Genomic DNA, 15,338 nt, shown 5'->3' with positions numbered 1-15,338 from the left:
CCGGGGCACCTCCTCGGGCGCCGAACGTGGCCAGGGGTCGGAGAGTGGCAGCCTTGTTGCGTTCGGCGCCCTGCGGGGGCGCCCCGGCACACACCCGGCCCCACCGGCGCTGACGTGGGGAGGCGGCCGCGTTCCGGGCCTTGACGGCCTAGGGGACGGGCGGCGGGTCCACCAGGCGCCCGTCCTCTACGAGTAGCCCGGCCCGCTTGACGCTGCGCAGGGCCGGGATCACCTCCACGTGGCCCACGCCGTCCACCGCGCCGATCCGCTCGGTCAGGTACGTGTAGAGCGCGTCGGTGTTCCGGCACGCCACCACCGCCATCAGGGAGGCGGCCCCCGTCACGGCCGCCGCGAACGCCACCTCGCGGTGGCTCGCCAGTGCGGCCCCCACCTCCGCCAGCCGGGCCGGCGGGACGGTCAGTACGAGCGTCGCCTCCGCCTCGTAGCCGAGGTGCTCCGGGACGAACTCCACGTCGAAGAAGACCGCCCCCAGATCGCGCAGTCCTTCCAGCCGGCGGCGGGCGGTGGACTCCGACAGGCCGGTGGCGCGGGCCAGTTCCGGGTACCCGGCGCGGCCGTCCCGGCGCAGCACCGACAGCAGCGCGAGCTCCGCCTCGTCCAATGCGTACCGCTCCGGCTTCGGCCCGACGCGCGGGCGTTGCAGGGCCGCGATCTGGTCGGGGCGCAGCACGTCCAGGCCCGTCCACGAATCGGGACCGCCGAAGAACTTCCGCAGGATGGTGTGGGCGCTGATGCCGGTCACCCGGCGGGTGCGCGGCAGCTTGTCCAGCAGCAGGGTGTCCCGGTCCTGGCGGGTGCGCGACCGGGTCATGCAGTGGACCTCCGTGCCGCCCGAGTTCAGGGTCACCCACGCGATGTCCGGGCGCCGGGCGAGCGCCCCGGCCACCGGGAGCGCCGCGTCGGGGGCGCACTGCACCCGCAGCCACGACTCGAAGAGCCCGACGCGGCTGCCCATCGGCAGCCCGACGACCCGGATCAGGCCGGTGGTCCGCAGGCGCCGGTAGCGGCGTACGACGGTCTGGTCGGAGACCTCCAGCACCTCGGCGATCCGGCTGAAGGCTGCCCGGCCGTCGATCACGAGGGCCTGGATGAGGGACCGGTCCAGTGCGTCCAGCTCCGTGTCGTTCATGGTTTCCATCATCGCAGGGGTTCTGGTGGTGGAAATCCGGCAGAGGTGGGCGGCTGGGTGGTGGGTGGGGGCGGGGCGCTGGGAAGTTGGGGTCACCGCGATCCGGCCCCTTCCAGGCCTCACCCCACCGTGCTTTCCGAGGAGAACTCCCGTGCGTAAATGGCTGCCGCTGACGGCCGTCTGCCTAGGGGCTTTCATGCTCCTGATCGACGTCACGATCGTGACCGTCGCCCTGCCCGACATGGCCGGCGACATGCACGCCGACTTCGCCGGCCTGCAGTGGGTCATGGACGTCTACGCGCTTGCGCTGGCGGCCCTGCTGCTCGGCGCCGGCTCGCTCGCCGACCGGATCGGCCGCCGCCGGCTCTACCTCGGCGGGCTCGGCGTCTTCGCCGCCGCCTCGCTCGCCTGCGGCCTGGCCACCGGCCCGGCCGCCCTGATCGCCTTCCGCGCCGTGCAGGGCGTGGGCGCGGCCGCCATGATGGCCACCACCATGGCCCTGCTCAGCGCGACCTACCAGGGCCGCGACCGCGGAGTGGCCTTCGGCGTCTGGGGCGCGGTCAACGGCGCCGCCGCGGCGGCCGGTCCCGTCGTCGGCGGGCTGCTGACCGAGCACTTCGGATGGCGCTGGATCTTCTACATCAACCTGCCGCTCTGCGCGCTGGCCGTCCTCGTCACACTCAGGGCGGTCGCCGAGTCCCGCGACCCGCAGGCCAAGGGCCTCGACCTGCCCGGCATGGCCGCCTTCACCGCGGGCGCGGGAGCCGTCACGTACGCGCTGATCCGCGTCGGCGAGAACGGCTGGACCTCGCTCACCACCCTCGGCCTGCTCGGCCTCGGCGCGGCCGCCTTCGCCGTCTTCGTCCTCGTCGAACTGCGCGGCTCCCACCCCATGCTGGACCTCGCGCTCTTCCGCAGCCGCCCCTTCGTCGCCGTCATGGTTGCCGGACTGCTGCTGTCCGGAGCCGCCTTCTCGTACCTGATGTACGTCTCCCTCTGGCTGCAGTCCGCCGAGGGGATGAGCCCCGTCGGCGCGGGCCTGGCCCTGGTCCCGATGAGCGCCGCCGCCCTGGTCGTCGCCGCGGTGGCCGGCCGGCTGCTGCACGGGGCCCCGCCGCGGCTGACCATCGGCGGCGGGCTGCTGCTGGCCGGCGCGGGCGCGCTGCTCCAGGCCTGGATGCTCGACCCCGGGGACAGCTGGCCCGCCCTGGTGCCCGGGCTGCTGCTGACCGGTGTCGGGGTGGGTACCGGGATCTCGGCCCTGGCCGCGACCGCGATGGGGGCGGTGGCCCCGGCCCGGGCGGGCATGGCCGGCGGGGCGCTGAACAGCGCCCGGCAGCTGGGCACCGCCCTCGGCATCGCCGTACTCGGAGCCGTCTTCCACTCCGGGCTGCGCTCGGGCCTGGGCGAGGCCGGGCGGGAACTGTCGGAGCCGCTGCTCTCGGGCGGTGCCGGGCGGCTGCTGGCCGAGGCCCCGGCGGGGGCGGCCCGCGAGAACCTGGCCGGGCTGGTGGACGCGGCCTTCGCGAGCGGCCTGCGGGACACCTTCCTCGTCTCGGGGGCGATGGGCCTCGCCGGCGCCCTGGCGGTCTTCCTGCTGATCCGCGGAACCTCCGGCAAGGCGGCCGTGCCGAGCCAGGGGACGGCTCCGGTGGCCGACCTTGCCGAGCCCGTGCGGTCGTAGCGCGACCCGGCCATAAGGCGGGCGGCCCGGCATCTGTCGGGTGAACCTTCGAACGTGCTGCGCATGCCGAATCGTTTCGGCGTGGGGGTCCGCTCCTACGCTGCCCGCGGATGCCACCGGACCCGGTATCCGCGGAACCCGAGAAACGGAATCCTTATGCGTCTTCGCACCACCGCCGCCGTGTTCGCCGGCGCCCTCGCGCTCGTCCTGCCCACCGCCGGCCCGTCGCTCGCCGACGACCACGGCGACCGCAACCTCGGCACGCTCCATTACCGCTTCGTCGAAGACGACGGTGGCGAGCGCAGCGGACAGATCCGGCCCGCGGGCAACGACACCTGCTACCTGCTGACGGGGACCTCCCGGGACGAGCCCGCCGTCGAGGTGCGCAACGAGACGCGCTCGCAGGCCCTGCTGTTCGACAACCGCGGCTGCGAGGGCAGGGCGGCGCGGGTGCTGGACCCGGGCGAGCGGGCGGGGCGGCTGGAGGCCGTGGCGGTCTTCTTCAGGCACGCCGGCGGGGACGGCGGCCGGGGCGACTGGAACGGCCGGGACGACGAGGGCCGTGGCGACCAGGGCCGGGACGACGAGGGCCGCGGCGACTGGAACGGCCGTGAGGACGAGGGCCGTGGCGAGCAGGGCCGGGGCGACGAGGGCCGCGGGGAGCAGGGCCGGGGCGACGAAGGCCGCGGCGACCAGGGTCGGGGCGACCAGGGCCGCGACGAGCAGGGACGTGGCGAGCAGGGCCGCGATGACCAGGCCGCCGCCCCGGACAACGCGGGCCGCGACGAGCAGGGACGTGGTGAGCAGGGCCGGGACGACCAGGCCGCCGCCCCGGACAACGCCGGTCGTGACGAGCAGGGCCGCCCGGACAACGGCGGCCGTGAGGACCAGGCCGCCGCCCCCGACAACGGCGGCCGTGAGGACCAGGCCGCCGCCCCCGACAACGGAGGCCGCGAAGACCAGGCCGCAGCCCCGGACAACGCCGGCAACCCGGACGCGGCCGTCGGCGACGAGGAGGAGGAAGAGGAAGAGCCGGAGGAGGACCTCTTCAGCACGGTCTTCCGCGCCATCGGCTGACCCGGCACCTCCCGCACGGACCGGGCCCGGCACCCCGCACGGGGGCGCCGGGCCCCGGTGCGTCAGGCGCGTGCCGCGGAACCGACACCGCCGGCCGCACCCGCACCGACAGCGGCGTCGGCCCCGGGCGCCAGCCACTCCACGACCTCGGTCGCCGTGTAGGGCCGTGCGTCCGGTGAGAGCCTCTGGAGGAAGGACAGGTCCTTGCCGATCGTCACCAGCGGGGGCTCCACCCGGCCGCCAGGCCGCCGCTGCGCCAGCCCGATGGTGGCCAGCAGTCCGTTGCACAGGCACTGGCGGCCCTTCGCGTCGGCCGCGTCGCCGCCCTTGCGGACGTAACTCCCCACCGGCTCGGCCGCACACCGGTAGTCCAGACCGCGCGGGCCCCGTACCGGCGTCCGCAGGAAGCCCAGATCGCAGACCCGGCGGCGGGCCGCGGCCACCTCGGGCTCGGAGACCGTGCCCGGCAGCTCCGCCACTTTGAAGGGGAACGACGTCGGCGAGGCCTGGGGGTCGTTGCGGACCGTGAGGGTGCCGGCCAGGGCCCGGCCGCGCAGCGCCTCGCGCAGGCGCGGGGCCATCCCCGACTCCTCGCACAGGGCGAAGGCGCTGCCGATCTGGACCCCGGCCGCCCCCTCGGCCCGGGCGGCGGCGACCGCCTCCGGGGAGGCCTGGCCGCCGGCGAGCCAGAACGGCAGCCCGAGCGCCGCCATTTTGGCGAGATCGGGATGGTCGCGCGGGCCGTAGACCGGCTCGCCGGCCTCGTCGAGCCGCATCGGCCCGCGCGGCGGGGCGCTGTGCCCGCCCGCCCCGCTGGTCTCGATCACGAAGCCGTCGGGGCGGGTCGCCCCGTCGCGGGCCAGGTAGGCGGCCAGCACCGGCAGCGACACGATGGCCAGCACGTCCGGACGGCGCAGGGGCCCGGGCGGGGGGTACCCCCAGCGGTAGCCGGGGGAGTGTCCGGCGAGGAGCGCGCCCGGGGCGAAGAGGTGGTCCAGCGGTTCCTCGTCGCCCTCGACCGCGATCCGCGTCACGCAGGCTTCGTAGCGCGCCAGTCGCGAGGCGAGGGCCGGGATCTGACCGGGGACTCCCGCGCCCACGAGCACGTAGTCGACGCCTGCCAGGATCGCGCCGAACTCCCCCAGCTACCGCTGGGAGGTGCCCCCAGCGGGGGCGGTGGCCAGCTGGATCTTCTCCAGGTAGTTGATGCCGACGACGCCGTCATGTCCCTCCTTCGCGAGCCAGACCTCGGCGAAGTTGCCGAGGACGGTGAGGATGTCCGCCTGGGCCCCGTCGGTCGCGCGCAGCCGCGGGGTGGTCCGCATCGGGACGCCCTCGTCGAGGCCGCCCTCGCGGAAGTAGCGGTCGAGCGCGGTCCGCGCGAGCTCGGGCAGCGGGAAGGCGGCCAGTGCGCGGCGGACGTGCCCGCCCGGGTCGCCGGTCTGCAGTACGCGGGCCAGGACGACGTCCAGCGCGGTGCCGGAGACCACGCCCAGCTGGCCCGTCCGGGACACGGCCTTGGCCAGCCGCCAGCCGGAGACCCCGACGCCCATGCCGCCCTGGATCAGCCAGGGGCGCTGTGCGGCGGGAGCGGGCGGGGAGGTCGAAGGGAGCTGCGGCATGGGCACGTCCGTCACTCGTGGGTCACCCGAACCTACGCTTCCGTAGGTTCGCTCGGATTCAGTCTCCCCGCACGAGGACACGCGGATCGGCGCCGAAAGTCCCCGGCCCGGGGGGAGGTGGTCCCGAGCGGGCACGGTCCAACGGCGCCGCACATGGAACAGGGCCGCCCGGGGAGGTCTTCTCCCGGGCGGCCCCGTGATCTAACGGTTCAGCCTTGGCTCACACCCTGCCCCGGTGGGGGTCAGAAGGTGAGCTTCCAGCTGTCGATCTTGCCGGTGTCGATGCTGGCGTTGTCGTTGACCCGCAGCTTCCACACGCCGTTGGCGACCTCGGAGGAGGCGTTGACCGTGTAGCTCTTGACGATGTTGTCCGCACTGCCGCCGCTGCGGTTGTGCAGGTTGTAGACGCTGCCGTCAGGGGCCACCAGGTCGACCTTCAGGTCACCGATGTAGGTGTGGACGATGTTGACGTCCACCTTGAGGGTGCTCGGGGCGTTGCCGGTACGGGTCACCGTGATCGGGGACTCGACGGTCGCGTTGTCCGCGATCGCGTAGTCGGCCGTGTTCTCGAACACGTTCTGCTGGGAGGTGCCGACGGTCCAGGTGAAGGACGCCGTGCCCGACTTGGACGCGGAGTCGGTCACCGTGACGGTCACGTTGGACGTGCCCGCGGTGGTCGCCGTACCCGAGATCAGACCGGTCGAGGAGTTGATCGACAGGCCGGCCGGCAGGCCGGTCGCCGCGTAGCTCAGGGCACCCGGGTTGGTGCTGGTGGCCTGGACCTGGAGGCTCACCGCGGTGTTGATCTGGGTGGTCTGGTTCGGGATCGCGGTGACGGTGACGCCGTCGTTGATGCGCGGGCCGACGTTGATGGCGGCCCAGGCGTTCGCGACGTTGTTGTACGTCGCCGAGCCGGCGCCGTACAGGTCGGCGGCGGCCTTCAGGGTCTGGACGCGGGCGTCGGCGTAGTTGGTGTTGGACTTGAAGTAGCCCACCGTCAGCGCGCGGAACCAGATCTTGGACGCGGCGTCGCGGCCGATCGCGGTGACCGGGAGGCCGTCGGAGGTCGGCGAGTCGTAGCTCACGCCGTTGATGACCTTGGCGCCGGAGCCCTCGGAGGCCAGGTAGTACCAGTGGTTGGCCGGGCCCGAGGAGTAGTGGACGTCGATGCCGCCGAGGCCCGAGTACCACGCGTCCTTGGAGGAGCCGTCCTTGCTCGGCTTGTCCATGTAGCGCAGCGGGGTGCCGTTGCCGCGGATGTCGATCTTCTCGCCGACGAGGTAGTCGCCGACGTCCTGCGGGTTGTTGGCGTAGAACTCGACCGCCGCCGCCATGATGTCGGAGGTGGCCTCGTTCAGACCGCCGGGCTCACCGCTGTAGGTCATGTTGCCCGTGACCGAGGTCAGACCGTGCGTCATCTCGTGCGCGGCCACGTCGGTGGAGGTGAGCGGCTTGACGTTGCCGTCACCGTCGCCGTACGTCATGCAGAAGCAGGAGTCGTCCCAGAAGGCGTTCACGTAGTTGTTGCCGTAGTGGACGCGGCTGTAGGGCGCGACGCCGTCGTTGCGCAGGCCGTTGCGGCCGTGCACGTTCTTGTAGTAGTCCCACGTGACCGCGGCGCCGTAGTGCGCGTCGGCGCCGGCCGTCTCCAGGTTCTGCGGCGTGCCGTTGCCCCAGATGTCGTCCGGGCCCGAGAAGAGCGTGCCCGTGCCGGAGGTCGCGCGGTTGAGGTTGTACGTCTTGTGGTTGCCGCGCCCGGCGTCGGTCAGGTTGAAGTTGCTGCCCGACTGCGAGCTGCCGAGGGTCACCTGGCCGCTGTACATGGTGTTGCCGGTGCCGGTCTCGATGGCCTGCCAGTCGGTGATCTTGGCACCGGTCTTGGCGTTGGTCACCACGTGCAGCTCGTTGGGCGTGCCGTCGTGCTGGAGACCGCCGACGACGGTCTCGTAGGCGAGGACGGGAACGCCCTCGGCCGCCCAGATCACCTTGCGGGCGCTCTTGGAGGCCTTGGCCTCCTTGGAGCCCTCGGCGCCGGCGGCGGAGACGGCCTGGCTCTCGGCGGCCGCCGGGGTGACCGACGCGTTGGTGTCGGCGACCTTGATCTCGTGGTTGGTGGCCTTGGTGACGCTCTTGGTGACGCCGTCCTTGGCATGGACCGTCAGGTCGCCACCGAGCACGGGCAGACCGTCGTAGGTCCGCTCGTACGTGGTGTGGGTGGTGCCGTCCGCGTCCTTGACCACATCGCGGACGACGAGCTTCTCGCCGCTGCCGAGGCCGAGGGCCCTGGCAGCCTGCGCGGTGGTGGAGTTGGCCTCGGCGAGGAGCGTCGCACGCTCCGAAGCGCTGAGTGCGCGGTTGGCCGCGCCCGGGTTGGGCTGGGCGGCCGTGCGGGCCTGCGACGCGGTGGCGTCGGCGGTTGCGGTGCCGGCCTGTATGCCGACGGCGAGCATGGCAGCCGCGGCAACGAGCGCGCCGGCCGCGGTGGCACGCCGGTGGGGGGTGGGACTCAACGCAGACTCCTTCTGCAAGGGGTTTTCGGACGGCTGGGTGGGCCTCCGGGCAGATCAGGGCTGGTGCGATGAACGGTCGAAGAGTGCCACTTACACGGCGCGATGTCAGGGGCGCGTCAAAAGGTTGGCCGGAAACAGTTCGTTGTCCGAAGAGACGTATCCGGTATCCGAACCCTTCACCTTCGTGTGGCACCCTGCGGAGCCGATCATTCGGAATGGTTGATACCGGTTGCTAACGCTTGAGCAACAAGAGGCCCGGTAAAGTCAAACGGCATTTACCGTACGGGTGTTTGTCGTACTGTTTCCCGGTGCGACAGATGTCCGAGGCCTGGGGAAGCCGTGGACGGTCGCCGTTGTCATAGACCACGTGCCAGGGGGGCCCATGAGGCATGTCCATTTTCCTGCGCAAAGAGTGGCCGGAACGGCCAAGGGGTCAGCTCTGCCCGCCCGGCGCCTCGGTGACAAGGCCCGTTGGTACCTGCCCGCCGCCGTCACGGCCGACATCCTCGGTGCCGCCGTCCCCGTAGGGCTCGTCTTCGAGGCCGCGGAGCAGGTCAGGCCCGTCTACTGCGCCCTCGGTGCCGCCCTCGCGTGGACCGGGGTGCAGGCGCTGCGCCGGCGCTACTCGGCCCGGGCGCTCGGCGAGTCCCGCGGAGTGCTGCCCGTCCTGCACGACTGGCTGATTCTCATCGGTGTCCTGGCCGTCGCCCGGGTGGTGACGGAGGAGGACACCCCCCGGCTGTCCGCCCTCGGGGCCCTGCTGCCCGCGCTGTTGATCACCGTCGCGTGCCACAAGCTGACCTACCGTCACCTCTCGGCCGCCCGCCGCGAGGCCCAGGCCGTCAGCCGGGTCCTGGTGGTCGGCGAGCCCGACGCAGCCGAGGACGTCATCGCGCACCTCGCCGCGCGCACCGACCATCCGTACGTGGTCGTCGGCGTGGTCCCGGTCGGCGGCGGATCCCTCGCCAGCGGAGTGCCCGTCGCGGCCCGGCTCGACGCGGGGATGCCCCAGGCGCCGAACGGCGACTCCGCGGCCGTGCTCGGCGCCGTCGCCAGCCACCACGCCGACCTCGTGCTGGTGGCACCCGGTGCGCGGATCTCGGGGGAGCGGCTGCGCCGGGTCGCCTGGGCCCTGCACGACGCCGGGCTGGAACTCGCCGTCTTCCCCGGGCTGGTGGAGGTCTCCGTCAAGCGGCTGGAGACCCTGTCCGCCGGCGGCCTGGCCGTGCTGCGGGTGGTGCCGCCTGTCAGCCGCGGCGTGCAGACCCTGCTCAAGTCGGCGCTGGACCGGGCGGGTGCCGCGGCCGGGCTGCTGCTGCTCTCCCCGCTCTTCCTCGGCATCGTCCTGGCGATCCGGCTCGGCTCGCGCGGACCGGCCTTCTACCGGCAGCGGCGCATCGGCCGCGACGGGGCCCCGTTCGTGATGTGGAAGTTCCGCACCATGGTGATGGACGCCGACGCGCGCAAGGCCGAGCTGTCCGGAGCCAACGAGAACGACGGCCTGATGTTCAAGATCCGCCGCGACCCCCGGGTGACCCGGGTGGGCCGGCTGCTGCGCCGCACCTCGCTGGACGAACTGCCCCAGCTGATCAACGTGCTGACGGGCCACATGTCGCTGGTCGGCCCGCGCCCGCCGCTGCCGGAGGAGGTGGCGCGGTACGACGAGGTCGAACTGCGCCGGCTCACCGTGCGGCCCGGGATGACGGGGCTGTGGCAGATCAGCGGGCGGTCCGACCTGTCATGGGACGAAACGATCCAGTTGGACCTCCAGTACGTCGACAACTGGTCCTTCACCAGTGACGTCGACGTCATGGGCCGTACGATCCGCGCCGTCGTCGACGGCCGCGGAGCGTACTGAGGGGGCCGTGGCCCGTGCGTTCAGCCCTGCTTGCCCTGCTCGCCCTGTTCGTCCAGCCACCACCGGTAGGTGGCGGCGATGCCGTCCCGCAGCGGGATGCCGGGCTTCCAGCCGAGCGAGGTCAGGCGGCCGACGTCGAGGAGCTTGCGGGGGGTGCCGTCCGGCTTGGAGGTGTCCCACGCGAGCCGGCCCTGGAAGCCGGTCACCTCGGCGACGGTCTCGGCCAACTCCTTGATGGTCAGGTCCTCGCCGCAGCCGATGTTGACGGGCTCGTCGCCGTCGTAGGAGTTCAGCAGCACGGCGCAGGCGGCGGCCAGGTCGTCCACGTGCAGGAACTCCCGGCGCGGGGTGCCGGAACCCCACAGGGTGACCTCCTCGCGGCCCTCGGCGGCGGCCTCGTGGAAGCGGCGGACGAGGGCGGGCAGGACGTGCGAGGACTCCAGGTCGAAGTTGTCGCCCGGGCCGTAGAGGTTCGTCGGCATGGCCGAGATGTACGAGGCCCCGTACTGCTTGCGGTACGACTGGACCTGGACGATGCCGGCGATCTTGGCGAGGGCGTAGGCCTCGTTGGTCGGCTCCAGCGGGCCGGTCAGCAGGGCGTCCTCGCGGATGGGCTGCGGGGCCAGCTTCGGATAGATGCAGGAGGAGCCGAGGAACAGCAGGCGGCCCACGCCGGCGGCGTGCGCGCCGGCGATGACGCTGAGCTGGATCTGGAGGTTCTCCTCCAGGAACTGCACCGGGTAGGTGCTGTTGGCCATGATCCCGCCGACCTTGGCGGCGGCCAGCACGACGGCGTCCGGGCGGACGTCGCGGAGGTACGCCCCGGTCGCGGCGGCGTCCCGCAGGTCGAGTTCGGCGCGGCCGCGGGTGAGCACCTCGTGGCCGTCGGCGGTGAGGCGTCGGGCGACCGCGGACCCCACGAGGCCGCGGTGGCCGGCGACGAAGACGCGGGCGGTCGGGGGGAGGAGGGGCGGCGGAGTTGTCATACCGCCGATGATGCCAGTCCGCTCCCGCGGGGGTGGCAGCAGTCCGGACCCTGTCGGTCCGGACCCTGCCTCGCGCCTGGCGGGGGGCAAGTTCAGCCTCGCCGGCGTTTGAGGCGCGGGGTGTGGGGCGGAGCCCCACCGGCGAAGCCGCGGAGGACCGGCTTCGGTGGGGCCGGGCGCGTGCCGGGGCACCTCCTCGGGCGCCGAACGTGGCCAGGGGTCGGAGAGTGCAGCCGAAGTGCGTTCGGCGCCCTGCGGGGGCACCCCGCCACACACCCGGCCCCCGGCGGAGCCGACTCGGGACGGGCAGGAACGGGCGTGTACGGTACGCATCCAGTCCTCGGGCGGGCAGGGGAAGCACGCTCAACACGACGAACACAACGCACCCCAGGGGGACCCGCATGGGTAAGACGGCATTGATCACCGGCGTTACCGGGCAGGACGGCTCGTACCTCGCCGAGCTGCTGCTCTCCAAGGGCTACACGGTGCACGGGCTCGTGCGGCGGTCCTCCAGCTTCAACACCGAGCGGATCGACCACATCTACCAGGACCCGCAGACCGCCAACCGGTCCTTCGTGCTCCACCACGCGGATCTGTCCGACGGTGTCGCCCTGGTGAACCTGCTGCGTGAGATACAGCCCGACGAGGTCTACAACCTGGGTGCCCAGTCGCATGTCCGGGTCTCTTTTGATGCTCCGTTGTACACGGGCGACGTGACCGGGCTGGGGGCGCTGCGGTTGCTGGAGGCCATTCGGGCCAGCGGGATCGACACCCGGATCTACCAGGCTTCGTCCTCCGAGATGTTCGGCGCGACGCCGCCGCCGCAGAACGAGGGCACCCCGTTCCACCCGCGCAGCCCGTACGGCGCCGCGAAGGTGTTCGCGTACTGGACCACCGTGAACTACCGCGAGGCGTACGGGATGTTCGCCGTGAACGGCATTCTGTTCAACCACGAGTCCCCGCGGCGTGGTGAGACCTTCGTGACGCGCAAGATCACCCGGGCGGTCGCCCGGATCAAGGCCGGACTGCAGGAGAAGCTCTACCTCGGCAACCTCGACGCCGTCCGCGACTGGGGCTACGCCCCCGAGTACGTGGACGCCATGTGGCGGATGCTCCAGCAGGATGAGGCCACGGATTATGTGGTGGCCACCGGTGTGGCCGCGACCGTGCGGGAGTTCGTCGAGGCCTCCTTCGGTCACGCCGGGCTCGACTGGAACGAGCACGTGCGCTACGACCCCAAGTACGAGCGTCCCAGCGAGGTCGACGCGCTCATCGGCGACGCCTCCAAGGCCCATGACCTGCTTGGCTGGAAGCCGACCGTCCTGGTGGCCGAACTGGCCAGGATCATGGTCGACGCCGACATCCGTCAGGTCGAGGACCAGCTGGCGGGTGCGACGGTCCGCATCGATCGCTGAGGGCTTATATTTCCCCTACGATTTGCCGTGTCCCGGTCATTCGTGCAGTTCTCTGCGGGTGCGACCGGGGCAAACCTGCCGTATGTCCGTAGTGCACCCTCCATGCTGAACCCTGTTGATTCCAAGTTGGTATGCAATGGGTCAAGTGAGGTGACCGGGCCCTCACGCGAGCCCTAGTCTGCGCCCGTACATATGGCTGTTCGGATAGTTCCAGCCATCAAACCGGGCACTTGCCCTGGGGGGCTCATGCGTAGATCCAGAGGGCTGACTGCCGCCCTCGTCCTGTCACTGGCCGGTGCCGGCACCGGCATAGGCCTGGTGCTGATGCCTCAGGCGTCCGCCATCACGCCGCCGGTGGCATTCACGGCCGACGAACTGCCCACCTGGCAGACGAACGGCGTCGTCTGGGCGATGGCCCAGGCGAACGGCACCGTCTTCGCCGGTGGCACCTTCTCCGCCGTGCGCCCGCCCGAGGGCACCGCCGGCGCCGAGCGGGAGGCCGTGAACTTCGTCGCGCTCGACGCCGCGACGGGCAACCCCACCTCCTGCAAGCTCGCCTTCACCATCGGCGACGGCAGCGCCACCGTGCGCACGCTGGTCGTCTCGAAGGACAAGAAGACCCTCTACGCGGGCGGTTCCTTCGGCGCCGTCAACGGGACCCCGGTCTCCAGCCTCGCGGCGATCGACATCGCCAGCTGCACCCCCAAGGCCGCGTTCCACCCGAGCTTCCCCGCCACCGTGCGCGCGCTCGCCGTCACCGACGACACCCTGTACGCGGGCGGCGACTTCAACGAGGTCGAGGGCCAGACCCGCGAGCGGTTCGCCGCGGTCGACGCCTCCTCCGGCGCGCTGAAGCCCTTCGTCGCCAACGTCGACGAGCCCGGCCGTGCGGTCGAGGTCACCCCCGACGGCAAGAACGTCCTGCTCGGCGGTGACTTCTTCACGGTCAACGGCAAGACCAGCCACGCCCTGGCCGTGGTCAACGCCGCCACCGGCGCGGTCACCAAGACCTACACCAACATCCCGTCGAACTCGGTCGTCAAGGACATCGCCACCGACGACAACGGCGGCTGGTACACGGGCAACGAGGGCTCCGGCGGCGGCGTCTTCGACGGCCGCATCGGCCTGCGCCTGAGCGACTTCAGCGAGAAGTGGCGCGACCGCTGCCTCGGCGCGACCCAGGCCGTCCTGCCGTACGACGGCGCGCTGTACAGCTCCTCGCACGCGCACGACTGCTCCACCGAGCAGGAGTTCCCCGACGGCAAGCGGAACTTCCTGCTGGCGCAGAACACCAACTGGGAAGGCGCAGCCCCCGCGCCCGTGGACGGTTTCGTGCGCAGCCCCGGCAAGCTCGGCTGGCACCCCACGGCCAACGACGGCATGGACGGCACCGAGGGCATCGGCCCGCGCGTCATGGCCGTGGCCGAGAAGAACGACGTCAAGTACATGTGGGTCGGCGGTGAGTTCACCCTCATCAACGGCAAGACGCAGTGGGGCCTGACCCGCTTCGCCTCCACCGGCGACCGCGGCGTCCCCACCACCCCGGTGGTCAGCGCCGCGAGCGTCAAGCCCGGTGAGGCCCAGGTCCGCTGGCGCACCAGCTACGACGCGGACGACAGCAAGCTGACGTACCGCATCTACCGCAACGGCTCGGCCACCCCGATCGCCTCCGTGAGCGCGAGCTCGCTGGAGTGGGAGCGCCCGCAGGCCTCCTGGACCGACACCACGGTCAAGGCCGGCCAGTCCTACACCTACCGCGTGACCGCGACCGACGGCGCGGGCAACACCAGCGCCCTGTCGGCCACCGCCTCGGTGACGGTCCCGACCGCGGTCCAGGCGTACCCGAACCAGGTCATCGCCGACGGCGCCAAGCTGTACTGGCGCTACGACGACACGGTCAGCCCGTACGTCGCCGACTCCTCGGCCGCCGGCAACACCAGCGGTGTCCAGCTCAACGCCCCGGCCCTGCGCCAGTCGCCCGGCGCCCTCTCGGGCACCAGTACGGCCATGGGCTTCAACGGCACCAGCCAGCAGGTGTACAGCGACCGCCGCGAGACGGTGGGCGGCTCGTTCACCATCGAGACCTGGTTCAAGACGAACACCATCCGCGGCGGCAAGCTGATCGGCTTTGGCAACAACACCAGCCGCAGCAGCACCTCGTACGACCGCCTGCTCTACATGACCAACACCGGCCGGGTGGCCTTCGGCGTCTACAACGGCTCCGCCAAGACGGTCACCACGGGTCTGTTCGACACGTACAACGACAACAAGTGGCACCACGTGGTCGGCACCCAGGGCCCCGGCGGCATCACCCTGTACGTCGACGGCCAGCTCAAGGGCACCGACAAGGCGACCAGCAACCAGACCTACGCGGGCTACTGGCACGCCGGCGGCGACGCCATGGCCAACTGGCCGAACCGCCCGACGAGCAACAACTTCCTCGGGCAGCTCGACGAGACCGCCGTCTACCCGTCGGCGCTCACCCAGGCCCAGGTCAAGAAGCACTTCGACCTGGCCGGTGCCCCCACCGACACGGTCTCCACGGTCAAGGCGACCGAGGACACCTACATCAACCAGGGCGCCCCGAGCACGGCCTACGGCACGTCCACCTCGCTCGCGGTGCGCGGCACCTCGGCGTACGAGACGTACCTGCGCTTCACCCTCCCGGCCGCCCCGGCCGGCCAGGTCCTGAAGTCCGCCTCCCTCCAGGTCAAGACGACCACGCAGACGGGCGCCGGCACCGCCGACCAGGTGTCCGTGGTTCCGGTCACCGGCACCTGGAGCGGCGCGGGCACCACCTTCAAGACCAAGCCCACCCTGGGCACCACCCCGCTCGGCACCATCGCGAGCGTGGCGGACGGCTCGGCGGTGCAGAACGTGCCGCTGGACACCGCGGCGCTCTCCGCGGTGCTGGGCAGCAGCTACAGCGTGGGCCTGACGAGCACGGGCACCGACCCGCTGTGGATCTGGTCCTCGGAGTCCACGGCGGCGGAGGGCGCTCCGCAGCTGGTCCTCACCTTCGGCGCGAAGTAGCGA

At 71.9% G+C, this 15,338-nt stretch carries 10 protein-coding genes; 5 read left to right on the top strand and 5 right to left on the bottom strand.

What is annotated here, in order from left to right:
• Nucleotides 1-148 precede the first annotated feature (148 nt).
• Nucleotides 149-1,150, bottom strand: a complete 1,002-nt coding sequence (locus ACFWBN_RS21275; protein WP_385178442.1) for an Lrp/AsnC family transcriptional regulator — start codon at nucleotides 1,148-1,150, stop codon at nucleotides 149-151.
• 151 nt (nucleotides 1,151-1,301) lie between these two features.
• On the opposite strand from ACFWBN_RS21275, the gene ACFWBN_RS21270 reads away from it, so the two are divergent.
• Together ACFWBN_RS21270 and ACFWBN_RS21265 are read left to right on the top strand one after the other, a co-directional pair.
• Nucleotides 1,302-2,834 carry an MFS transporter gene (locus ACFWBN_RS21270; RefSeq protein WP_385178441.1) on the top strand — a complete coding sequence of 511 codons (1,533 nt, stop codon included), beginning with the start codon at nucleotides 1,302-1,304 and terminating at the stop codon, nucleotides 2,832-2,834.
• Between the two features lie 156 nt (nucleotides 2,835-2,990).
• The gene (locus ACFWBN_RS21265) at nucleotides 2,991-3,911 is read left to right on the top strand and encodes a hypothetical protein (protein ID WP_385178440.1); all 921 of its coding nucleotides are present in this window, start codon (nucleotides 2,991-2,993) and stop codon (nucleotides 3,909-3,911) included.
• A 62-nt stretch (nucleotides 3,912-3,973) separates the two neighbouring features.
• Here ACFWBN_RS21265 and ACFWBN_RS21260 read toward each other — a convergent pair whose 3' ends face one another.
• The 3 genes from ACFWBN_RS21260 to ACFWBN_RS21250 form a co-directional block, all read right to left on the bottom strand.
• Nucleotides 3,974-5,017, bottom strand: a complete 1,044-nt coding sequence (locus ACFWBN_RS21260) for a nitronate monooxygenase (protein ID WP_385178439.1) — start codon at nucleotides 5,015-5,017, stop codon at nucleotides 3,974-3,976.
• A 39-nt stretch (nucleotides 5,018-5,056) separates the two neighbouring features.
• Nucleotides 5,057-5,533 carry a hypothetical protein gene (locus ACFWBN_RS21255; RefSeq protein ID WP_385178438.1) on the bottom strand — a complete coding sequence of 159 codons (477 nt, stop codon included), beginning with the start codon at nucleotides 5,531-5,533 and terminating at the stop codon, nucleotides 5,057-5,059.
• A 242-nt stretch (nucleotides 5,534-5,775) separates the two neighbouring features.
• On the bottom strand, nucleotides 5,776-8,043 hold the full coding sequence (locus tag ACFWBN_RS21250) for a M4 family metallopeptidase (protein WP_385178437.1): 2,268 nt from the start codon (nucleotides 8,041-8,043) through the stop codon (nucleotides 5,776-5,778).
• A 382-nt stretch (nucleotides 8,044-8,425) separates the two neighbouring features.
• Between ACFWBN_RS21250 and ACFWBN_RS21245 the strand changes: the two genes are divergently transcribed.
• On the top strand, nucleotides 8,426-9,901 hold the full coding sequence (locus ACFWBN_RS21245; protein ID WP_385178436.1) for a sugar transferase: 1,476 nt from the start codon (nucleotides 8,426-8,428) through the stop codon (nucleotides 9,899-9,901).
• A 20-nt stretch (nucleotides 9,902-9,921) separates the two neighbouring features.
• Here the strand turns inward: ACFWBN_RS21245 and ACFWBN_RS21240 are convergent, their stop codons facing one another.
• On the bottom strand, nucleotides 9,922-10,887 hold the full coding sequence (locus ACFWBN_RS21240) for a GDP-L-fucose synthase family protein (protein WP_385178435.1): 966 nt from the start codon (nucleotides 10,885-10,887) through the stop codon (nucleotides 9,922-9,924).
• Nucleotides 10,888-11,288: 401 nt separating this feature from the next.
• Between ACFWBN_RS21240 and gmd the strand changes: the two genes are divergently transcribed.
• Together gmd and ACFWBN_RS21230 are read left to right on the top strand one after the other, a co-directional pair.
• Entirely contained in the window at nucleotides 11,289-12,302 is a 1,014-nt protein-coding gene (gene gmd, locus ACFWBN_RS21235) for a GDP-mannose 4,6-dehydratase (protein ID WP_385178434.1), read from the top strand.
• 246 nt (nucleotides 12,303-12,548) lie between these two features.
• On the top strand, nucleotides 12,549-15,335 hold the full coding sequence (locus tag ACFWBN_RS21230) for a LamG-like jellyroll fold domain-containing protein (protein ID WP_385178433.1): 2,787 nt from the start codon (nucleotides 12,549-12,551) through the stop codon (nucleotides 15,333-15,335).
• Nucleotides 15,336-15,338 lie beyond the last annotated feature (3 nt).

Origin of the sequence: Streptomyces sp. NPDC059989 (genome assembly GCF_042736975.1) — a bacterium.
In the GTDB taxonomy this organism is placed as follows: domain Bacteria; phylum Actinomycetota; class Actinomycetes; order Streptomycetales; family Streptomycetaceae; genus Streptomyces.
Note: the sequence above shows the minus strand (reverse complement) of the source record. Positions and strands in the feature narration are given on the sequence as shown.

Bases quoted from the DNA above. Each gene is read 5' to 3' on its own strand.
- ACFWBN_RS21275 (WP_385178442.1), bottom strand. From the start codon at position 1,150: ATGAACGACACGGAGCTGGACGCACTGGACCGGTCCCTCATCCAGGCC.
- ACFWBN_RS21265 (WP_385178440.1), top strand. From the start codon at position 2,991: ATGCGTCTTCGCACCACCGCCGCCGTGTTCGCCGGCGCCCTCGCGCTC.
- ACFWBN_RS21255 (WP_385178438.1), bottom strand. From the start codon at position 5,533: ATGCCGCAGCTCCCTTCGACCTCCCCGCCCGCTCCCGCCGCACAGCGC.
- ACFWBN_RS21245 (WP_385178436.1), top strand. From the start codon at position 8,426: ATGAGGCATGTCCATTTTCCTGCGCAAAGAGTGGCCGGAACGGCCAAG.
- ACFWBN_RS21240 (WP_385178435.1), bottom strand. From the start codon at position 10,887: ATGACAACTCCGCCGCCCCTCCTCCCCCCGACCGCCCGCGTCTTCGTC.
- gmd (WP_385178434.1), top strand. From the start codon at position 11,289: ATGGGTAAGACGGCATTGATCACCGGCGTTACCGGGCAGGACGGCTCG.
- ACFWBN_RS21230 (WP_385178433.1), top strand. From the start codon at position 12,549: ATGCGTAGATCCAGAGGGCTGACTGCCGCCCTCGTCCTGTCACTGGCC.